Annotated in this window: 18 protein-coding genes and 1 other RNA gene; 3 read left to right on the top strand and 16 right to left on the bottom strand. The window is 33.8% G+C overall.

Translation table 11 applies throughout. The features are described from left to right. Positions 1-99: 99 nt before the first annotated feature. Entirely contained in the window at positions 100-2,013 is a 1,914-nt protein-coding gene (locus tag JF259_RS14430; RefSeq protein WP_199116261.1) for a TlpA family protein disulfide reductase, read from the top strand. Positions 2,014-2,316: 303 nt separating this feature from the next. On the opposite strand, the gene JF259_RS14425 is transcribed toward JF259_RS14430, so the two are convergent. Together JF259_RS14425 and JF259_RS14420 are read right to left on the bottom strand one after the other, a co-directional pair. Then, positions 2,317-3,096 (bottom strand): SDR family NAD(P)-dependent oxidoreductase, encoded by a 780-nt coding sequence (locus JF259_RS14425; RefSeq protein ID WP_199116260.1) that lies wholly within the window; start codon positions 3,094-3,096, stop codon positions 2,317-2,319. A 38-nt stretch (positions 3,097-3,134) separates the two neighbouring features. Then, a complete protein-coding gene (locus JF259_RS14420; protein WP_199116319.1) occupies positions 3,135-4,340 on the bottom strand; it encodes an NAD(P)-dependent oxidoreductase in 1,206 nt (401 codons plus the stop codon). A 210-nt stretch (positions 4,341-4,550) separates the two neighbouring features. Here JF259_RS14420 and ssrA point away from each other — a divergent pair. Further along, positions 4,551-4,945, top strand: a transfer-messenger RNA (tmRNA) gene (gene ssrA / locus JF259_RS14415). Positions 4,946-5,010: 65 nt separating this feature from the next. Here ssrA and JF259_RS14410 read toward each other — a convergent pair. Further along, complete coding sequence (locus JF259_RS14410; RefSeq protein ID WP_199116259.1) at positions 5,011-5,541, bottom strand: hypothetical protein; 531 nt, start codon at positions 5,539-5,541, stop codon at positions 5,011-5,013. 148 nt (positions 5,542-5,689) lie between these two features. Between JF259_RS14410 and JF259_RS14405 the strand changes: the two genes are divergently transcribed. Further along, positions 5,690-7,132 carry a mannosyltransferase gene (locus JF259_RS14405; protein WP_199116258.1) on the top strand — a complete coding sequence of 481 codons (1,443 nt, stop codon included), beginning with the start codon at positions 5,690-5,692 and terminating at the stop codon, positions 7,130-7,132. On the opposite strand, the gene JF259_RS14400 is transcribed toward JF259_RS14405, so the two are convergent. From JF259_RS14400 to JF259_RS14340, 13 genes are all read right to left on the bottom strand, one after another. Then, positions 7,082-7,861, bottom strand: coding sequence for an RMD1 family protein (locus tag JF259_RS14400; RefSeq protein WP_199116257.1), 780 nt, complete (start codon positions 7,859-7,861; stop codon positions 7,082-7,084). The two genes, JF259_RS14405 and JF259_RS14400, sit on opposite strands and share 51 nt — an antisense overlap. A 204-nt stretch (positions 7,862-8,065) precedes the next feature. Next, the gene (locus tag JF259_RS14395) at positions 8,066-8,383 is read right to left on the bottom strand and encodes a hypothetical protein (RefSeq protein ID WP_199116256.1); all 318 of its coding nucleotides are present in this window, start codon (positions 8,381-8,383) and stop codon (positions 8,066-8,068) included. Between the two features lie 25 nt (positions 8,384-8,408). Next, complete coding sequence (locus tag JF259_RS14390; protein ID WP_199116255.1) at positions 8,409-9,383, bottom strand: deoxyhypusine synthase family protein; 975 nt, start codon at positions 9,381-9,383, stop codon at positions 8,409-8,411. Next, complete coding sequence (gene speB / locus JF259_RS14385; protein ID WP_199116253.1) at positions 9,373-10,311, bottom strand: agmatinase; 939 nt, start codon at positions 10,309-10,311, stop codon at positions 9,373-9,375. Before speB ends, JF259_RS14390 begins: the two co-directional genes overlap by 11 nt. After that, positions 10,301-11,698: an arginine decarboxylase gene (locus tag JF259_RS14380; RefSeq protein WP_199116251.1), complete on the bottom strand. Its 1,398-nt coding sequence runs from the start codon at positions 11,696-11,698 to the stop codon at positions 10,301-10,303. The genes speB and JF259_RS14380 overlap by 11 nt, the downstream gene beginning before the upstream one ends. A 453-nt stretch (positions 11,699-12,151) precedes the next feature. After that, complete coding sequence (locus tag JF259_RS14375) at positions 12,152-13,024, bottom strand: pseudouridine synthase (protein ID WP_199116250.1); 873 nt, start codon at positions 13,022-13,024, stop codon at positions 12,152-12,154. A 260-nt stretch (positions 13,025-13,284) separates the two neighbouring features. Beyond that, entirely contained in the window at positions 13,285-14,238 is a 954-nt protein-coding gene (locus JF259_RS14370; RefSeq protein ID WP_199116249.1) for a hypothetical protein, read from the bottom strand. 172 nt (positions 14,239-14,410) lie between these two features. Next, positions 14,411-15,442, bottom strand: coding sequence for a hypothetical protein (locus JF259_RS14365; protein WP_199116248.1), 1,032 nt, complete (start codon positions 15,440-15,442; stop codon positions 14,411-14,413). 41 nt (positions 15,443-15,483) lie between these two features. Further along, complete coding sequence (locus JF259_RS14360) at positions 15,484-16,029, bottom strand: hypothetical protein (RefSeq protein WP_199116247.1); 546 nt, start codon at positions 16,027-16,029, stop codon at positions 15,484-15,486. Positions 16,030-16,278: 249 nt separating this feature from the next. Next, positions 16,279-16,962: a hypothetical protein gene (locus tag JF259_RS14355; protein WP_199116246.1), complete on the bottom strand. Its 684-nt coding sequence runs from the start codon at positions 16,960-16,962 to the stop codon at positions 16,279-16,281. A gap of 436 nt (positions 16,963-17,398) precedes the next feature. Beyond that, the gene (locus tag JF259_RS14350; protein WP_199116245.1) at positions 17,399-18,142 is read right to left on the bottom strand and encodes a LytR/AlgR family response regulator transcription factor; all 744 of its coding nucleotides are present in this window, start codon (positions 18,140-18,142) and stop codon (positions 17,399-17,401) included. Continuing rightward, complete coding sequence (locus JF259_RS14345; RefSeq protein WP_199116243.1) at positions 18,135-19,865, bottom strand: ATP-binding protein; 1,731 nt, start codon at positions 19,863-19,865, stop codon at positions 18,135-18,137. The genes JF259_RS14350 and JF259_RS14345 overlap by 8 nt, the downstream gene beginning before the upstream one ends. Before the next feature lie 141 nt (positions 19,866-20,006). Continuing rightward, entirely contained in the window at positions 20,007-20,465 is a 459-nt protein-coding gene (locus tag JF259_RS14340) for a hypothetical protein (protein WP_199116241.1), read from the bottom strand. Between the last annotated feature and the right edge of the window lie 1,041 nt (positions 20,466-21,506).

The raw sequence follows: 21,506 nt of genomic DNA, 5'->3' as shown, positions 1-21,506 counted from the left end.
ATTCTTTTTACCGAATTCAAGTTTAAATTTATTGGTATAATTATTGTGGTAAAATTACTATAATCAATTCCGAATTTTAACCTTTAAATCAATCAAAAAATGAAAAACACCACAATTTATTTAGCACTAGTAATAGTGTCGGTTCTTTCTTCCTGTAAGAAAGAAACTAAAAGAACAGACTTGTCCATTGGCAATTTAACGATTAGCCCCTCTCATTTACATGCTGGTGAAATGGCTACAATTAATTACACAGGAAAAGACAGTCTTACTGAATCCATTTTCTACTATATGGTAAACAACAAGACCTATCCTGTGGACATCAATTTCTCTGAAGAAAAAGCAGCCATAGTACACATTCCGGATTCTGCCCAGGCACTTGCTTTTCAATTTAAAAAACATGAAGGCTTCGACAATAACAACGAGCAAGGTTATCTGGTCACATTACTTAACGCACAAGACAACGAAATACCTGGCAGCAAAGCAGCTTTGGCTAACTTCTGCTTATCGTATTGGGGTGCTAACCAAGGCATAAAAAAAGACAAGGACTCCTTAATTTTGGATATAAAACAAGCTATTGAAAAACATCCAGAACTAAAGGACACTTGGCACATTACCTATCTGTCCTATAATTACAGAAACAATCCAGAAAACGGCAAAGCCCTTATTAATGAACAAATAAACACCATTTTGCAAAAACCCGATGCTACCGAAGCCGATTTCAAACAAGCCGTCTCTTTAAGCGGCACCATAAGAAACAAAGCTTTATCAGATTCTATTACAGAAATTACCATTTCCAAATTCCCTAATAGTGAACTAGCAAATATGAAATTGTCGAATGCCTTCTTTACTGAAAGGGATCCCGACAAACAATTAAAAATATTTGAGGAATCTGGACATAATTTCAACAATCGATATAAAGATTATGCATTATCAACAATTGCTAGAAACATGGTGGGCAAAAGAGACTATGAGGGATTTACAAAATATGCCTCTCAAATTTCAAACAAGCAATCACTGGCCATGACCTACAATAATTTTGCTTGGGATTTAGTACAAAAGGATGAAAATTTAGAGTTCGCCGAAAACATATCGAAACAATCAATCGACATCATACAAAACCTTAAGAACGATAGCAGTACAAAACCTGAGTACCAAACCAAGAACCAATACAAAAAAAGTCTTCAAGGTAATTATGTAATGTTTGCAGATACTTATGCCTGGATATTATTTAAATTAGAAAAAGTAAAAGAAGCTATTACCTATCAAGAAGAGATTACCCAAAATTTAGAAATTGGAAAAAATGACCCCCATAATCTAAAACAAAGGCTTATTGAGTTTTTGGTGGCCGACAAACAATTTGAAAAAGCCCAGAAAAAAGCTGAACTGTTTATTAGAAATGCTGCCTCAAACGACAAAATGTTGCCTTATTATAAAGAAGCTTATGTAAACAACAACGGATCTGAAGATGGGTATAAAACGCATTTGGAAAGTCTTAAAAATGAAGCCAAAAACATTGTTTTAGCCAAATACAAAAAAGAAATGCTCGACGAAGAAGCGCCCAACTTTAAATTAAAGAATCTGGAAGGGAAAGAAATTGCATTAAGTGACCTAAAGGACAAAGTTGTTGTTTTGGATTTCTGGGCAACATGGTGCGGCCCATGTAAAGCGTCGTTTCCGGGCATGCAAACTGCAATAAACAAATACAAGGACAATCCCAATGTGGTTTTCTTATTTGTAGACACAAGGGAAAGGGGGACACCAGAAGAAATACTTAAAAATGCTCAAGATTTTATAACAAAAAACAAGTACACTTTTAATGTTGTTTTAGACACAAAGGCAAAAGCTACGGATACCGATTTTGAAGTTGTTTCCAATTATAAAGTTAACGGGATCCCTACCAAAATTATAATTGGCTCCGATGGCAGGATTAAATTCAAATCGGTTGGATATAATGGTAGTCCAGATAAATTGGTGAACGAATTGGATATAATGATTAGGTTGGCACAATCTTAATTAAACTCATGAAACGAGCATTAAGAAATTTTAAAAATTACTTCACAAAAGGAAATGTTTAAAATTTTTAATGAGAGAACGAGTGTAAGGAGTGGTTGCACACGTTCTTAATTTTATAATTACAATAAAATCAATTAATTACTAAAATTTAAACGTGTGAAATATACTGAAAAGGCAACTTTGTTTGTTGCCTTTTCAAATGTATTTATTCAATAATCGAGATTTAAATATGTTTGAAGAAAAGTAACAACTTCACACCAACAAGAAACCTCTACTCAGGTCATGGCATTCTCACTAGTTTTGCTAATGTCTATTCTTCTCTTGTATTTTTCTAACAATTGTTGCAGCGGCATTTCTAGACACCAATCTAGGCAAGATTGCCAAAAACTTATTAAACCTTCCTGGGATGGCATAGGTTTTCCCCTTTAGCATGGCTTTATAGCCATAAGTTGCCACGGCTTTGGCAGAAGCCATATTAAAGGTTATTTTATTATCGCTGGCATCGGCTGACACCGTCTCTTGAAAAGCTGTTTTTGTTGGCCCGGGACACAGAGCTGTTACCGTCACTCCAGTACCTACCAACTCATTAGCAATCGCTTCAGAAAAAGATAACATATAACCTTTAGAAGCATAATAAATGGCCATTAAAGGACCTGGCTGGAAAGCAGCTAAAGAAGACATATTCAGTATCCTCCCATGCCCACGTTCTACCATGCCCTCCAACACTAATTTTGTTAGATGGGTTGTTGTTAAAATATGCACATGTAACATTTCGGACTCTCGCTCCCAATCTGTATCTACAAACGATCCAAACAATCCGAACCCAGCATTATTTATCAGGACATCTATGGGCTCTCCACCAATATCACTCATAATTTTTTCAGCAATATTTGGGATTCCCAAATCCTTAACTAATGTAATAATAGCTACATTGAAAGTATTCTTTAGTTCTGCTTTTGCTTGGGATAGGCTTTCAGCATCTATATCTACTAAAATTAATTTATATCCATCTTTTGCCAATAGAGTTGCCAATTCATAACCCAATCCAGATGCTGCTCCAGTAACTAAAGCTGTTTTACTCATAAAATAATATTACAGTGGGGAGATGTTAGAATACAAATTTATTCCTTTTCATCCACATAATCCTGCAAATAGGCAAAACGTTTGGTGAGCTTCCCTTTTTCGGTAATCTTGGCACGTTCAAGAATACCATCTTTATCGCCATTAAAAAGTGCAGGAATAACGTGTTGCAAAAATTGCTCTCCAAACCCTTCACTAGCATCTTTTGGAAGTTCACATGGTAAATTATCGACCGCCATAACGGCAATAGCTTTATGATCTTTGTAATCGACTTCCACTTCACGTTCCGGATCATACCCATAAATAGGATCTGCAATAGTAGAAGCCCTTAAAGTAGATGCTACAGGCCCATCCACATCACAACTTACATCAGCTACAACTTTAATATTAAAGTCGGCCGACTTTGCACCTTCCCTTGTATACAGATATGGAGCCCCATCGCCATAAAAATGACCTGCGATATAGTAATCGGTCACCTTAGCAAAACGCATAAAATCCGATTCGTATGCATCAGGATTATTGAAAAAATCAAAATTATCTATAATACGACCATCCTTACGCTTATTATAGTCTAGTACATCAATAATGCAATACACAGGCTCATTAAATTCTTTATTGAGATAATCGTCGACCGAAACGCATTTAATGTGCATGCCATCCAGCATTTCTTGAGCACCTCTAGCTACCTTACCACTGCCAGACAATACTATTTTAATATTGGGCAATGTAATGTTCTGTAGTTCACTAATTAGAGCAACTTGATCTGGTAAGGTTTCTGCCTTGGGTAATTGCCATGCATCAAATTTTAAGCCCCAAGCCCTAAAACCATTATAAGCGCCTACAATGCCAGCATATCTACCAAAGCCAATTAAACGAAACCCTTCTGAATTGATCACTGTTTCATGATCATATAATTCAATATTCTTTTCTAAAATCGCTTTCAACAACTTACGGTTATAGGGTTGCTTTTTAATTGTATGGGAAAAGAAAAAATACTTTTTATTAGGGATTAAAGCTTCAATGGGTACTTCTTTCACCCCCAACATCACATCGCAATCGCTAACATCGTTTACAACGTCAAATCCGGCCGCTTCATATGCTGCATCGGGAAACACGCGGATATCACTGGATTCAACCTTAAAGACAGCTTTTGGAAATGCGCTTTTAGCTTCTTGTAATTTTAATGGGGAAAACACAACACGACGATCGGGTGGGTTTTTGCGCTCTTTTATAATGGCAAACTTAATATTCATTTGTACAATTGTTGTTTTTACTAACTGACACCAATAAATTTGGTATAAATTTTGAACTAATGTAATAGGAATTGTATGGGTATGCAAACTTTTTGATAACTTTGCCTTTGCATTAGTATTTAAGCTACATGTTAGGCTTCTTTTTAAGAATGACTCTTGTAGCCCCTACCTGTAAGGAAATACTAAACACCTGAAATTAAAATTGGGGTCGACTGGTTTTGACAGCGAGATTAATTGAACGGTAAGCACGTCGTGTAATGACTTTGAAACACGTAAAAGGCTAGGTCAAACTTTTAAACGGCGAGAATAACTACGCTTTAGCTGCTTAATCTGAATTATAGTAAGATTTGCCCAGGTACACAAGGTGTACAAGCTAAATGTCTCCAGAAAGCCTTGGTTAATGGCGTTCTTTTTAGAGGCATCGTAAATATTAACTAAGATGGTGCAATGCTTTGATGCGCTTTCGAGATTTAGAAGCTAAGTTATAAGTAGGCTGTCTTTAGCCAGCTTATAATCGAAAAACCAAGAAAAGAATAAACGTGTAGAAAGCCCTTTAGTTACTTGTTTGGACGAGAGTTCGATTCTCTCCGACTCCACATCTATATAAAAACCCATGCATCACAATTGACACATGGGTTTATTTCTTACTGATATAAAAATAACTTTACTCCTCCATCATATCATCTTCCATAGCATCGTTACTATGTAAGTGCATCATTAAACCAGTAAAGTCTCCATAAATCTGTTGGTAAACAATCTTACCCTCCTCATTAAAATCGAAAGACTCATACAATTTGATAACTCCCGATTTTGCTTCGGTAGAATCTGTTGCTGGCAACGTTACTTCCCATTCACTATAATGCCTTACAGAACCGTCTGGTTCTTTAGTATCTGCATTGACACCAGGTAATAGTACCGGCGGATTGGTAAGCATTTTAAAATCATAATTTTTCCATAAAGCCTTATCCGATTCTTTCATCTCCTGAAGACTTAAAGAATCTTTAGGTGCACCAAAGCCGGTTTCCTTCATTACAAAATCTTCTGCATACTGGGAATAATCCAAGCTTTCGTTTTGCCAGGCTTCTAAATTGGCTAATACTGTTTTTGAATTTTTTTCGAAAGCCTCTTTTGAAGAATTGTCTGGCTTAGGTTGGCAGCTTACAACAAGTAAACACGCACAAAAAAGAAAATACATAGTTTTCATAATACTGTTTTTGAGTTAGTTACAAATACTAAATTTACAAAAAAACTCTTACACACAACCTACGGGGCTAATATTAATTCACTAACCAAATCTTACAGTATTAAAAATACACAAAACCAAATAATACTATATTTGAATAATGGATTTAAACACGACCGCTTTTAAACAAAACAAAGTCCTCTCTATTATGGTCATAACGAGCCTTATGTGTTATGTCATCTTTGCTTACAATTTGGCACGTACAGAGTACACTAAGCTTGTTATTCTTTATATCGCATTATTTGCCTTGTTTTATAAAATCCTTACACTATTAAGACATAATACGCTATTACTAACATGGCTGGCTTTTGGTTTTCGGGGGTTATTCATTTTAGCAATACCCAACTTATCACAGGACTTTTATCGCTTTATTTGGGATGGACGTATGATTCTGGAAGGGTTTAACCCATACTTATATACTGTTGAATCATTTATAAGTAATGGGGAGTTTCCGATTCTTCAAGCTCAAGAATTATTTAAAGGTATGGGAACGCTTAATGCCAGTCATTTTACCAATTACCCTCCTATAAATCAGCTTTGCTTTGTAATTGCGGGACTCTTTGCCAGCAAAAGTATTTTAGGGTCGGTTGTCGTCATGCGTTTATTAATTATTGCTGCCGATTTTGGCACTTTATGTTTTGGCAAAAAACTTTTAGACAATCTCAATATGCCAGCGCATACCATCTTTTGGTATTTGTTAAACCCATTTATTATTATTGAACTAACCGGCAACCTTCATTATGAAGGCGTAATGATTTTTTTCCTTATATGGAGTCTCTATTTAATTCACAAAGGCAAGTGGTTAATGGGTGGTGTTGTATTTGCCTTATCCGTTTCGGTAAAACTTATCCCTTTAATCTTTCTTCCTCTATTTTACCAATGGTTTTTAAAACGTCCCAAAGTGCAAAATAGTAAGGTTTCCAAACTAGACAACAGTGACAAAACGATTACGCAACAATCCCTTGGAATATCCAAATTGATCGTATTCTATATCATTATCGGTATAGTAACATTATGCCTTTTTATTCCTTTTTATTCTTCAAAATTTGTAACCAACTATGCACAAACAGTTGGTTTATGGTTTCAAAACTTTGAGTTTAACGCAAGCATCTATTATATAGCCAGGGCCATTGGCTATTGGTTTAGGGGCTGGAACGAAATTGCGATTATTGGAAAGTTAATAGCCATTACTGTACTTGTCTTTGTGTTGATCATGGCATTTTTTAAAAAACAAAAAACCTTTCCCGATCTGTTAGTAGCCATGCTTTTCGCATTAACATTTTATTACTTTACAGCAACAACGGTTCATCCTTGGTATATTGCAACACTTTTAATACTATCGGTATTTACGGGCTACAAATTTCCATTGGTATGGAGCCTTGCCATTATTTTAAGTTATTTGGCCTATGCTAACGCAAACAATACCGAAAACTTATGGGTTATCGGACTGGAATACGTTATTGTTTATGGTGTTTTTATTTGGGAAGTGTTCTTAAAAAAACAAACGAGTTATAAAGACATCGATCACTTCGATCACAATTAAAATAATGATGATCCATTCAAGGCGACTACTTTCCTTATGATCCATAATATCCTTAAAAAGCTCAAGGTTCTCTTTAATAATATCAACTCTATCGCGAATTAATTTATAACGGTCCTTAAGGTCGAAAGTAGCTTTTAAATCACTATTTAATTTATTAAGCTGTTCGTCTTCCCAAACGATGTCGGGTGAATCAAAAATATACAGGTTTTCAGATATCTTATTCTTTATGTTTAAAACTTTACCAATAAATCGTTTTAACTTATAACCTGAAATATCTAAACGTCCTTTTTTCTCCAAATACAAGGTATGCTGGTTGGTTTCAATCAACAATTGCTCGGTAATTTCTGAATATAGGTTTAAGGCCACCGATTGTGAAGCGTTTAGCATCACAAGGCGAATCATTTCTTCACTAATATCTGGCAATACAATCTTATCAAATTCTACTTTTAATGTATCTGCTACGACATTAACTTGAACTTCCTCCGATATTTGCTCCGAGACATAGTTGATGCAAAATGGCTTGATTTGAGATAAAGCTTCTATCATTTCATTTTTGGTAAGGTTAAAAAAACTCACCATGCCATAATGAAATATGTAAATGAATTTATTGGGGGCACTTGAATAGTAAAGTTCATCACTATCTTGAAACAACAGCGTCCATTTTGATTGTTGTTTTATCTCTTTTATGCTAATGGTACTAGCAACCTGATAAGCAAAAGCAGTATACATACTTTAATTATTTAGTAGTTTTCTTCAACAACTACATATTAGTAAACCACCTCGTGGCAAATCCACGAGGTAGTTATAGGGAAAACATTTTGATTTCGAGGCAAGCCTCAAGGTATTTAAATCTCGACTTGTAATAACGTAATTGTACCACTGTGCTTTTAAAATACCTGTTTCAATATAAAGTTGCTTATCGAATTATGGTACTTAATCCGAGTCCTCATCGCTAGACAAATCAGGTTCTTGAATTGCTCCTGAATCGTTTTCTTCGTAATCTTCGTAATCATCCTCATCGTAATTCTCCATAGTTAAAGCAAGCTTTTTACTTACTTTAACCAGATACTTTGTATCGGTAGTTGTTACCTCTACAGCTTCAATAATTTCATTACTGGCATTTCTAAATGAGATAATTTGATCTTCATCGTATCCATCTGGATATTTTTCAACTAGTAACGCCAAAATCTCTGGTGTCAACTTTTTAAAATCTACAATAACGCGCTTTAAATGGTTGTCTCTGTTTTTCATTTTTTTGGTTTGAATACTGTTAAAATCACATGCCTAAGATGTAAGCAAATATTAATGGGGCAACAATAGTCGCATCACTTTCAACAATAAATTTTGGTGTATCTATATCTAATTTACCCCAGGTTATTTTTTCGTTTGGCACCGCTCCAGAATAAGAGCCATAGCTCGTAGTCGAATCACTAATTTGACAAAAATAACTCCAAAAAGGAGTATCGGTACGCTCCATATCTTGGTATAGCATAGGCACTACACATATTGGAAAATCCCCTGCAATACCACCTCCTATTTGAAAAAATCCAATACCATTCGTAGAATTATCGGTATACCAGTCGGCTAAAAAGGTCATATATTCTATCCCCGATTTCATGGTACTAGCCTTTAATTCGCCCTTAAGTACGTAGCTAGCGAAAATATTTCCCATGGTACTATCTTCCCATCCTGGCACGACAATTGGCAAGTTTTTTTCTGCTGCAGCATACATCCAGGAGTCTTTTAAATCTATTTCATAGTATTGCTCCAATACGCCTGACAATAACATTTTATACATATACTCGTGCGGAAAATAACGTTCGCCATTAGCTTCAGCTTCCTTCCAAATTTTAAAAATATGCTCTTGTAATCGTCTAAAGGCTTCTTCCTCCGGGATACAGGTATCTGTCACCCTATTAAGTCCTTTCTCCAACAAGCCCCACTCTTCCTGCGGTGTTAAATCACGGTAATTAGGTACACGCTTATAATGTGAATGTGCAACCAAATTCATGATGTCTTCTTCTAGATTCGCACCTGTACAGGATATGATTTGCACTTTATCCTGACGAATCATTTCTGAAAAACTCTTACCCAACTCCGCTGTACTCATAGCGCCTGCTAAAGACACCAACATCTTGGCTCCGGAATTCAACTGTGCTTCATATCCTTTGGCCGCATCAACCAATGCTGCTGCATTAAAATGTAAGTAATGATGTTCTATAAAATTTGAGATTGGCCCTTTAGTAGTCATCGCTGTTACTGAATTTTGAAACGTTATTTTTTTGTTCTGCTTTATTATAAGTGTTATCATAATCTTCGTCAACAGCTTCGTTCATAAACTTATAACTAAGCATCTTATAATACAACTTGGCTGCTAAGAAATCTGAAGATTTCTCTTTTTCATTTGGACATAATTCTACGATATCAAATCCAACCACATTCTTTTCGGCAAATACCTGTTTTAAAAAGTCTAAGGTCTCATACCAAAACAACCCTCCCGGTTCTGGTGTTCCTGTAGATGGCATAATAGAAGGATCTAAGGCATCTAAATCGAATGTAATAAACACATTATCGGTCATTTGATCTATGGCAGAGTCCATCCAAGAATCATCTATTGCCATCTCATGTGCAAAATAGGTTTTCTCTTCGTCCATAACCGTTTTTTCCATCACATCCATTGAACGAATACCTACTTGAATTAAATTCGTTGTTTGGTTCGCTTCATATACAGCACAAGCATGGTTACAGGTAGAACCTTCGTAGGTTTTTCGCAAATCGGCATGTGCATCAATATGCAATACTGTTAAATCATTAAAGGTTTCGTTAAAAGCCCTTATAGTTCCTATAGAAACCGAATGCTCTCCTCCAAAAATGGTAACAAACTTATTCTTTTTAATGTACTTTTTAGTTACTTCATGTACTGCATTAACCATTGCTTCTGGTGATGCATTCTCAGTAACAGGCTGCGCCAAAAATACGCCCTGCTGATATACTTCCGTATCGGTTTCGATATCGTAAAGTTCCATATTCTCAGACGCATTCAAAAAAGCTTCCGGGCCTTTATCTGCTCCTTTTTGCCATGTACTCGTTCCATCGTAAGGTACAGGTATTAGAACTATTTTTGCTTGCTCTAATTTTGCAAATTCTTCTGGTATTCCAGCATATGTTTTAGTTTGCATAACCTAAAATTTTAAGTAAGTCTTCACTTTTTTGTTGTTCACTAAATAATTTTGTTGTAACCGTGCCATTGGCATCTTTATCTATTAGTATGTGTTTTGGAGATGGAATTAAACAGTGTTGGAGCCCTCCAAAGCCCCCAATGGTTTCCTGATAAGCTCCAATATTAAAAAAGCCAATATATAAAGGTTTATCTTTATTATATTTGGGCAAATAAATAGCGTTCATATGTTGCTCACTATTGTAATAATCGTCGCTATCGCAAGTTAATCCTCCTAGTAAAACACGCTCATATGTATCATGCCATCGATTCACCGGTAGCATAACAAAACGTTTATTAATAGCCCAAGTATCTGGCAGTGTAGTAATAAACGAAGAGTTAATCATATTCCATTTTTCGCGATCGTTTTGTTGTTTTTGGTAAAGCACTTCATAAATAGCTCCTCCACTTTCACCAACCGTAAAACTTCCAAATTCGGTAAATATATTCGGGACGTCTACGCCTTCTTCTTCACAAACCAATTTTATTTGATTGATAATCTCGTCGACCATATACTCATAATCGAATTCAAAGGCCAATGAATTTTTAATAGGGAATCCGCCTCCAATATTTAAACTATCTAATGAAGGGCATATCTTTTTTAGATTGGTATAAACCTTTAAACATTTAGACAGTTCGTTCCAGTAATAGGCATTGTCCCTAATACCCGTGTTTATAAAAAAGTGCAACATCTTAAGTGTCACCTTTTTATTGTCCTTGATTTGATTTTTATAAAAAGGGACAATATTCTTATAACCAATGCCTAATCGTGATGTGTAAAATTCGAATTTAGGTTCTTCTTCTGAAGCAATTCGAATACCTATATTAAAATTACCATCAATTTCCTGTGATAATAAATCGATTTCTTCATAGTTATCAATTATAGGAATGCAGTTATTATGACCGTTATTGATTAATCGTGCTATATTAGTTACGTACTGTGCGCGTTTAAAGCCATTACTAATAACATAAGTATCGTTGGTTATCTTTCCTTCTTTTTTTAAATTTTCGACAATATCGATATCAAAAGCCGATGATGTTTCAATATGGATATCATTCTTTAAAGCTTCATGTAGCACATGCTTAAAATGAGAACTCTTTGTACAATAACAATAACTGTACTTTCCTTTATAATCGTTATTCTTTAAAGCTTTATCAAACCACCCCTTGGCGCGTTGTATGTTATTAGAAATTTGAGGCAGATAAGTAAATTTTAAAGGTGCTCCATAGGTTTCGACCAATTGCATAAGGTCAATATCATGGAACATCAATTCTTTACCTTCCAATTTAAACTCCGGTTGTGGAAAATCGAAAGTTTGATTGATTAAATCAATGTATTTAGTATTCATTATTATTTTAGAAATATAAATTATTTAAATAGAAAAACAGGGATGTATGTTTTAATACAAACAATAATGAATAGATATCAAATCTGGATTTGGTTTTGTGTAGTAGGAACAAAACCATATATATGCTGACTGCAATAAATTGTCTTAACGGAAGTTAGCTCTAAAATTCGGTTACTTAATCTAAAAGCTGCTTTTGAATTTGACTTCCTAATCCCCAAAAGCCCCGACGTAAAAACACATTTCATAATGTTCAGCTAAATGCTGGTACAAATGAAACACAAAATTTTTAATTTTAAAGTTTTTTGGTGTTTTTTTTAAGTTATTTTTTTTGAATATCCAAAACAAGCCACAACTAAAAGGATAAATCGCACAAAAAAAACACAAAACACTCATTATAAACTCCTTGCAATAACATCCTAAATTAAATTCAGAACTTTAGAACGTTTTTTGACCTTAAAGCATCTTAAGATTGTTCAACTCTTGTTCGGTTAAATGTTTCCAATGCCCACGCGGAATGTCTTTTTTGGTGAGCGGTCCAATAGCAACACAGTCTAAACTTACAATATCATATCTTAGATGATCAAAAATAGTACGGATAATGGTATTTCCCGTATTTTTAATTTTTAAACCTATTTCCTTCTTTGAAGCACCGTCTATATAACTAACTTCTTCAACTGTTATAAGCTTACCTTCTACTTTGAATCCGTTCTCAATTTTCTTTAAATCTTCAAGCTTTAAGTTTTTATCCAACTCAATATGAAATAAACGAGAAACACCTCTTTTTGAATTGGTAAACTTTTCTACCATCGCTTCATCATTCGTAAACAACAACAAACCTTTTGAATTCCTCCCCAAACGCCCAATTGGCTTAATGCGAGAGCTGGTTGCATTGGCAACTAAATCCATTACTGTTCGTCCTTTACCTTCGCTAGTAGTGGTTGCAAATCCTTTGGGTTTATTAAGTAAAACGTAGGCCTTTTTCTCAGGATTAATTCTAGCACCGTCATAACGTACTTCGTCTTCCAACTTTACCTTATATCCCATTTCTGTTACCACCTTACCGTTAACAGTAACCAAGCCCATGGCAATATAAGTATCGGCTTCACGACGCGAGCAAATTCCTGAATTCGCAACATACTTGTTTAGTCTAATTTCGCCTGAATTGGTTTTACTAGCGGGGGCTCCATTTGATGAAGTTCCTGATCTTGATACGCCTACTTGCTTTTTCACTGGAGCATTACCTCTTGCGTAACTTTTACCACGCGAATTGTTACTGCCTCGTCCTGATGGTTTTCCTTTCCCCTTACTCCCTTGTTGCCTACTCATAGTTACTATTTTTATGCAAAGATAGTTTATAATTTTTCGATATGCGGATTTTAATGTGCGATTTTAAGCTCAGTCAAATACGTGAAAGTGCCGAACGTACTATACCATATTATTACATAAAAAAGGGGCGCAGCCTCCCTTTTAACTTTGCCCCAATTTATCAAGGAACTTTTAGATTTATTGCTCCATACAATTCCTTCTCCTATTTAAGTTTATGAATGATTAAATCCCCTAGTATTATTTTACTTAGAGGCTCTTAATTAATGTAAATAATTCTTTAACCAAACCCCTGTATACTGCAAAGCTGCCATATATACATTGTCATTATTATTATGAGCGGTACATATTGGCATTATATACACATCTGACCCTGCAGGCATTACTTTTGCTACTTTACCCGTAATAACATGACCTCCAACTAAACCTGAGCTAACATTACAAACAAAACCATTATAGTTAAGAGAAGTACAGGTTGTTGCTGTACCATATTGCCCTTCCCACAATTTAATCCAAGACTTACTGGCAATATGAGGGTCATGGGTACTCCCTATTACATTTGCAAAATTTTCGCCATAAGTAAAGGTTACGATTCCCCCCCAAACAGACTCTATAGATTTCAACGAATAGCCTTCAGCGTAGTTTTTATTAGGATCATATATCCCTGTAAATTTTCCTCCTGTATACACTAATAATGTGTTTAAATATACTTCTGATGGCAACTTAGGTGGAAGTGTTTTTATTTTAATGGTTAACCCTTCTAGTTTTTTGATCGCCTCTAATAAGGTGTTGTTTGCATCCTTTATTACATCAACAAAAAGAGATTCGAGATTAGGAGTCATCTGCGTATTATAATTCCAATTTGAATTATACATACTGCTCTCATCATCAATCGTACACTTTGAATATCCTTGATGACAGTATTCTGTTGTTCCTTTTGGGTAGGTTGTTAAACGCATTGCGTCTTTGGTTTCAAAATCCATTCCACACAACGTAATTGTTTTACTTTCTGCATCAAATTCATAAGAAAAGGAAAGATAAGCTTGCAAAATTGAATTATTAAAATAGAGTAGCCTACCTATATCAACTGGTTTAGTTGTTATTGTATGTTTTCCGTCTTGTAATTCAAAACTTAAACTGGATGTTCTTTTTTGAATATCCACAAATTGATTCTTGTATTCTGGTGATAACGTAAATTCAATATTTACTTTTTTCATATTTATGTTTATTTTTTTAGTTACCATGCTTCGACTTAAGTTTACCCCGAGTGAAGCCAAATAGCTCATTACAAACGTATAATACCCATATTATTATTTCTTTGTGTGTCTAGATATATGGTCACTTTATTTTATTCTTTTTTTAGGTTATTATACTTGTTAATGGTATGGTTTAGGCCCATTTCATGGTATATAATTCTGAAATATTCTTGCCACGAGTCTCAGCTCCCCCCGTTTTTTCTGTATCAGAGGTAAGTGCTTTATTAATACTCGCTAGTGGTGATGCTGTTCCTGCCGGTATTTGACCACTAAGATCAAATTGTAATTGGTGGGTATGTTCTTTAAACTCATCTTCTTCTACCGTACCTACATTATCTCCTGTTACAGTCCCCTTACCTAATGCAGTCCTATTAGCTGCGTCGGGATCTATTGTAGCGCCATTGTCCCATGCACGACTAAAATAGCCTCGCATATCCGGAAGTAACGAATTACCGTTTTGACCTATACCAAATTTCCCATTCAAAAAAGAATTCAATCTTGTATAAGCCCCTGACAACTCTACACTCTCATTACAAAGCGACAATTCTACAGCTGGCGGTATATCTGTAGACATATATTGCTTACGTTCACCTATAGTCCCTTCAACAATACACGGTAAACTTTCAAGAGCAACCTTACCTACATTGGCATATACTTTGTATATATACAACACTACTTCACTCGTGCTACTTTCAATAGATACTATCAGACCACTTGCTTGCTGGCTTACATCAAGGCTAATATTAATTTCTTTTGTTTCCCCTGCATCAAAGTAGACAGATTTACTACTAATGTTTTTACCATCAGATAATGAGAATATAACTTCACAGCTCAATGTTCCTGGCACTTCTATGACCGCAGAAGCACTCACTGTTTTTCCTAGGATTAAATCTGTCCAACGAGGGAATTCATTGATTGCCTGTGTAAATGTCATTACATCATCACCCTTACTTTTTTTTATCATGCAAGAATTGGATGTTGGATCAAAACTTATAAGGCCATCTGTTCCTTGGTCTTGGTACACCCATCCATCTGGGTGACCATAGGTAACAGCCGTATTCACAATTTTATTACTATAGTTTAAAAAGTTATAGTTATATACTAAATTCCTTTGTTGCATAGCAAACAAAAGATCTTCATTATTTAAAGTTTCGCTCGAACTCATTTTTTATATTATTAAAATCACAGTTAAAAAATTGGTATTTTTCAGAAAACGTTCCATGTGTTATCTTCTCCCAATACAGCTGTTAGATTGTATCTATTTAAAGGAAAGGTAACGATCGCTGCATTAGAAATATTACTTTGCCCAAGTACATCCATTGCTTGTATATATGAGGTAGTAACCGCCACCCATAAGGTAGCATCAGAATCGAATGTTTGTTGTGTGTTAATATATGCCTGCTTTGTAAATGTTGGAAAATAGGATTCTCCAGTACCAGTAGAAAAAGCTGAATTAGGTATATCGCTTCCTCCCATAATCAAAAACTTATCAGACGGCATACCAGAAACAGTATTTGAAAACTTTGGTGTTCCATCTTCTATATTAAAAGTCGTACTATTATTGGAACTTAAACTAGCGGCTATACTTCCACCTGATTTAGGGCTTACTCCAGCTTCCAATTTTCCGGTATCCAACCACCAAAGAGATGTATCCAAAGACCATATGAAAAACACAAAAGAGTCTACACCAATTTTATAAGGACTTGTCATCCAAACCAATGAATAAATGTCATTTTCTAGTTGTTCTGACATTCTTTGAAAGATATAAAAATACCAACTCGTAGAAGATTGGTTTATACATTTTAAAGAATATTGAATGGAATTTTCTCCTGAAAAATCTAAAATCATCACTTATTGTATGAATGAGGCTGTCTGAAAAGTTTTTTCAAGTCTCTGAGAATTGCGTATTTGAAAAATCTCTCCGATATCTGTACGAATAAAAAAGAGGCTGTCTTGACTTTTCAGACAGCCCCATAATTTTAATATCAAAACAATCATCCATTAAGCTACAGGAACCTCATTTAAAGCAGGTTTACTCTGACTAACGGTCCATAATTGCTGATCATCTAATGTTGCATACAAAGTATATACATTAGCTGGAAACTTCAATTCTGCATTTTGGGTAATATCTTGGGCCAAAACAACTCCCATTTGCATTTCATTGGCTGCAGCAATCCAATATTTAGGTTCTGGAGTATATACTTGAGTTGCATTTGCCAATGCTTGTTGCACAAAAGAACCTTGACCAGACATTCCAATACCAGTAGAAAAAATACTATTTGGCACATTTGAGGCCTCATTAATAGTTAAACTACCTGCTTGCCCTCCTTTAACTGGAGTACTAAGCTGAGGCGCATTGTTATCTAAACTAAATGTTGTCATGTTTTCTCCGGTAAGACTACAATCTACAATACCGCCAGCATCATAATTAACGCCAGGAGTTACTGTTCCTGTATTGCCCCAAACGAATGAATAATCAATACTCCAACTAAATGTTATAGAAGAACCTGGAGATATTTTGTACGGAGAAGCAAACCAGGCTAAAGAAAAAACATCCGATGGCTGTGTAGGCATTGTTTGGTATACATAAAAAACCCATGGCACAGTAGAATTGTTTTTACACACTAGGTTATACTGTGTTCCATCACTTGCTTCGTTAGCAAAATTCATTTTTAAATGACTCATAATTAAAAAATTTAGGTTTCTTACTCATAAGGCTTTTCAGATTCCGCCCCTACAATTTAAACCTTTGCAGGAAGGCTCGTTTATTTAAGTGGGTTCTGCTCCACTTTTAATCTATTGTTTTTAATAATAAACCCAATAAACGACTGGTCATAGTAACATGAACATACGCAGGTTAAGTCTTGAGAAAATTAATTAAAGAACATATTAAAATGAAGTTTGCTAGCTTCACTTCATTTTCTGTTCTAAACTACAACAGAACTAAAATTCAGAATATAAAAAAGGTACAAGATGACGGTTTTCATGCATAAAGAGCATAAAAAATGGTGCTAAACTAATTTTATAAAAGCCTAAGCAGGCAATAAAACAGTAACAGAAACTATGGTATGGACAAAATAAGTTGTATTTAACATTACTCCTTAACTTAAATTTAGGTGGGCTATAGAACTCGAAGCTTCTTAATAAAATCTTTATACTTATTACTAAGTATTGCTTTGTGATTTCCAGACAACATAATTAAATTATCTGCTGGTATTATTTCAACTACCTTTTCAATATTTACAATATAATTTCTGTGTGTTCTATAAAATTTCGAGGCATCCAAAAGATTTAAAATTTTGGTTAGTGATATTAGAATTACAAACTTCTCTTTTTCGGTTACTACATTACAATACCTTTCTTCTACCTCTATATATACAATATTAGAAATAAGCACTTTTTTTAAAGCTTTTCCTTTTTTAACAAACAAATACTCGTTAGTTACAACTGTATTTTGCTCTTGGCTAAAAAAAACATTTGTTTGACTATTAAACTTTTCAACAGCCATTTCAATAGCATATAAAATTTCTAACTCATTAAATGGTTTTAACAAAAAACTAAATGGGCGCGTGAGTTTAGCTTTTTCAAATATTTGACGGTCATTAGAGCTAGTTAAAAACACAAACGGCTTAGACACATAGGGAGCAGCATTTATGGTTTCTGCAAAATGAATTCCATCTGGGTTTCCATTCAAAAAAACATCTACAACAACCACATCTACTTTATTTTTATAAAATAAGTCTAAAGCCTCTTTATAAGAAGTAGCTACACCTACAACATTATATCCATTAGAGAAAAGCACTTTAACAAGTGCATCGCTATCTGCAGAGGAGTCTTCTACAATCAATACATTCAAATTATCCATGTCTATTATTTTTGGGTAGTGAAACAATCATTTTAGTTCCTTTGCCTTCTTCACTTTCTATCAAAAACTTACCGCCATTTTTTTTGATCATCGATTTACACAACTGTAACCCCAATCCAGTTCCTATAACACCTTCATTTCTTTTTTTAGAAAGCAAAGCAGTCTCTTTTAACAACTCTTTTTGATTTATTTTACTTATTCCTATTCCAGTGTCCTTTACTATAAGATTACAATGAATACTTTCTACATCCAAAGAATATACTGTTATTGTCCCTTCTTGATTTGAAAATTTAATAGCATTATCCAACAAATTCCGAAGTATTATTTTTAAAGACTCTTGGTCTACATAAACCAAATCACTTTTCGAAACTTTATTCTCAAAATGAATATTTTTATCAAGCATTAATGGTTTATAATTGTATGACATTTGTTCGACAATTTGAAATAAGCATATTGATTCCTTTTTAAAATAAGACTGTTTGGTTTGTAATAAAGTCCATTGCAGTAGATTGTCCAATAAACTATAAACGCTATTAGCTATAGCCACATTATTTTGTAACAACTTATTTAATTTATCCAGATTATTGGTTTTAAAGTTTTCCAATAATGTCACATTACTTTTTTTCAACGCATTAACCGAAGAACGTAGGTCATGGCTAACTACAGAGAATAATTTATCCTTTGTTGCATTTAGTTCGTCCAACTTTGCTTTTTGTGCTAGTATCGTTTTATTGTTTTTTACTTTTTGCATATAATAATAAATCCCCACCACTAACAGTACCAATAATAAAACAAAGGAATAAAGAAGCCCATTTCTCTCTGCTATTTTAAGTTTGTTTTCTGCCTCAAGTAATGTGATTTCTTTATTTTTTTGATTAACAGCAAACTTTTTTTCAAATTGAGCAACAGCCCAAATTTCACTCTGATTATTTAAAGAATCTTTCCACTTATCGTATTCTTTTCTATATTTTAGTGCTAATGGGAAATTACCTCTATTTTCTTCTACTACAGCCATGTTAAGCGTAACCGAGCTTTTCAGTTTAAAATCATTAACTTTTTTTGATAAGTGATAAGCTCTTTCAAAATAGGGAATCGCTTGTTGGTCTTTGTATTGCGTATAATAAAGGTTCGCTATATCTGTATATGCCCCAATTAACATTAGAGTATCTTTATCTAATAAATGTAATTCAGAGCTTTTAACCAGATACTTTTCTGCTTTATCAAATTGATTGAGATGCAAATAGCAAATCCCTAAATTATGTACAACGGCACTTCTATTAAAATCAATATCACTATTCTCAGGTAGTCTATTAATTTCTTGAAAACACGCAATAGCATCTCTAAACTTATTTTGTTTTAATAAGATTTCTCCAAGCGATAGTTTTACCTTGTATGGAAACAAAAAATCATTGGAAATTTCGTTGAACTCCTTTATTGCTTCATTGAGAAGTTTCTTTTGTTTAAAGCTAATGGCTCTAAAATAATGACAAAAATCAATAATGGTTTTATTATCGGTATCACTTAATTGTTTTATTGAATACACTAGGGTTGAATCCCAGTTTTTCTCCATGAAATAAAAAGACGCTTTACCAAAATTGATTTCTCCCTTAAACTTTTCAACATTCTTTTTTATCTCTACATTCAATAGATGCTTATCTGACTGTTTCTTAGGCAAAAAACCTAAAACCAACAAAAAAAATGTAAACAACTTAATCTTAATCATTTAAACACTCTCCTTTAGATTCCCCCTTACATACAAAAAGTTTTACAAGCATAAATACTCATAAAACTTTTCAAACAGCTATTAAGCAAAGTACTTTTCCACTTTAAGAAAAACCTTTTTCAAAGTACTAATCCTATAATTCTAGTCAGTGTCTTGCACAATTGTTACGGTCCCCCTTGATGTAACAGGATCTATATTCCATGAAAAAGCTTCAACAGATTTTACATCTTTTAAAGTTACTCCTAAAGGGAGATCTTCCTTTAAAGCCTCAAATGTAATTTGGTAAGCATTAAAATTACTAGCACTTGTTTCTTTTAAATCATAATCTATAAAAAACTGTAGCTTAGGGGTTCCCGAGCTACTAATGCAATAAAGCTGGTAAGCATTAAAATTTGGTGTTGGCAACGAAGAATCAATAAAAACTATAACATTAACTTGCATTTTATTGTTGCTATCAATAAAAGCCTCAATTAAGGGAGGCAGGGGAGTCTTATCATTTTTATTAGAAAAAGATATTTTACCCGATGGAGAAACAGATGTTTCTACTATTAAATTACCTGGTGGATTGTACTGCAAAGTACCTAAACTTGTTGTATTCATAATCAAATATTTGAGGTTAAATTTATTTAAATGTTTTTCCGTCTTTCCTAACTAATTACAATCTACCCTAACAGTTCATATGTTGCATTGCTATTTCACACGTTTAAATTTTAGTAATTATTTTGACTATATGTTAATTATAAAATTAAGAACGAATGTAAGTTCTCGTTTCACAAGTATATGCTCATACTATCTTTTTTAAAGTAGTATCTAAATATATTTTACAAAAAAATTATATATATTTACCTACTTTATTGTACGAATATAACTAATTTGTTTGAACTATAAATGTTTTTTCAATGTATTTTTAATTGTACCTAAATAAATTCAATACATATAAAGCATAAATTCTAACAAGAATAGGTTTATATAAACAAATTAATACAGGTAAATTATTCATCACCTGTATTTCTATATATCAAACTTTAAAATCTATTATATAACTAAGCAACATACCTGAATTCGATTGTTGTTTTTCCTGAAAATAAAATTAGTAATGTCGCTTTCGAGTGTTTTTCGACCTAAGGAGAAAAATGTATCAAGAAGTTATCTGCGAATAGTTCTCGTTACAAATTTGTTTGTCCCTCACAAATTCATCGAAGTAACCATCAGTTTGTTACATCATTAAGGGTAGATTTATTAATCATAACTGAGCTAACATATAACATTGTATTTTACAAGTTCACCTATGCCCAAATCGATTATAACGACCACTGGTATACGATAAGGTATTGAACTCATCTTGACTTTTTCCAATTGGTTAAAAAATTGCTCTTTTGAGCCTGCTTTTCGTCATTTTCTCATTCCGTAGCCCTGCTATGCAACTTAAAAATGCCTTCTATCAAGCTCAAAATAGCTAATTTTCACTTCAATCAAAAAAGTCAAGATGAGTTCATTTATAAAGAATGTGTGATAATATAAAAAATCATTAGTGTCCGATAAAGTTTTTTAAAAGCGGGATTTCCATAGTTGGATTTCCCGCTTTGCTTTATATCTTGTTTTACCACAAAACCAGATATGAATAAAAGTACAAACTTTAGC

Origin of the sequence: Snuella sedimenti (assembly GCF_016428595.1) — a bacterium.
Taxonomy (GTDB): domain Bacteria; phylum Bacteroidota; class Bacteroidia; order Flavobacteriales; family Flavobacteriaceae; genus Snuella; species Snuella sedimenti.
Note: the sequence above shows the minus strand (reverse complement) of the source record. Positions and strands in the feature narration are given on the sequence as shown.

Coding starts and splice junctions, on each gene's coding strand:
- JF259_RS14365 (WP_199116248.1), bottom strand. CDS start 15,442: ATGAGTTCGAGCGAAACTTTAAATAATGAAGATCTTTTGTTTGCTATG.
- JF259_RS14370 (WP_199116249.1), bottom strand. CDS start 14,238: ATGAAAAAAGTAAATATTGAATTTACGTTATCACCAGAATACAAGAAT.
- JF259_RS14380 (WP_199116251.1), bottom strand. CDS start 11,698: ATGAATACTAAATACATTGATTTAATCAATCAAACTTTCGATTTTCCA.
- JF259_RS14405 (WP_199116258.1), top strand. CDS start 5,690: ATGGATTTAAACACGACCGCTTTTAAACAAAACAAAGTCCTCTCTATT.
- JF259_RS14340 (WP_199116241.1), bottom strand. CDS start 20,465: ATGAATACAACAAGTTTAGGTACTTTGCAGTACAATCCACCAGGTAAT.
- JF259_RS14355 (WP_199116246.1), bottom strand. CDS start 16,962: ATGAGTCATTTAAAAATGAATTTTGCTAACGAAGCAAGTGATGGAACA.
- JF259_RS14350 (WP_199116245.1), bottom strand. CDS start 18,142: ATGGATAATTTGAATGTATTGATTGTAGAAGACTCCTCTGCAGATAGC.
- JF259_RS14425 (WP_199116260.1), bottom strand. CDS start 3,096: ATGAGTAAAACAGCTTTAGTTACTGGAGCAGCATCTGGATTGGGTTAT.
- speB (WP_199116253.1), bottom strand. CDS start 10,311: ATGCAAACTAAAACATATGCTGGAATACCAGAAGAATTTGCAAAATTA.
- JF259_RS14395 (WP_199116256.1), bottom strand. CDS start 8,383: ATGAAAAACAGAGACAACCATTTAAAGCGCGTTATTGTAGATTTTAAA.
- JF259_RS14345 (WP_199116243.1), bottom strand. CDS start 19,865: ATGATTAAGATTAAGTTGTTTACATTTTTTTTGTTGGTTTTAGGTTTT.
- JF259_RS14360 (WP_199116247.1), bottom strand. CDS start 16,029: ATGTCAGAACAACTAGAAAATGACATTTATTCATTGGTTTGGATGACA.
- JF259_RS14410 (WP_199116259.1), bottom strand. CDS start 5,541: ATGTATTTTCTTTTTTGTGCGTGTTTACTTGTTGTAAGCTGCCAACCT.
- JF259_RS14375 (WP_199116250.1), bottom strand. CDS start 13,024: ATGAGTAGGCAACAAGGGAGTAAGGGGAAAGGAAAACCATCAGGACGA.
- JF259_RS14430 (WP_199116261.1), top strand. CDS start 100: ATGAAAAACACCACAATTTATTTAGCACTAGTAATAGTGTCGGTTCTT.
- JF259_RS14390 (WP_199116255.1), bottom strand. CDS start 9,383: ATGACTACTAAAGGGCCAATCTCAAATTTTATAGAACATCATTACTTA.
- JF259_RS14400 (WP_199116257.1), bottom strand. CDS start 7,861: ATGTATACTGCTTTTGCTTATCAGGTTGCTAGTACCATTAGCATAAAA.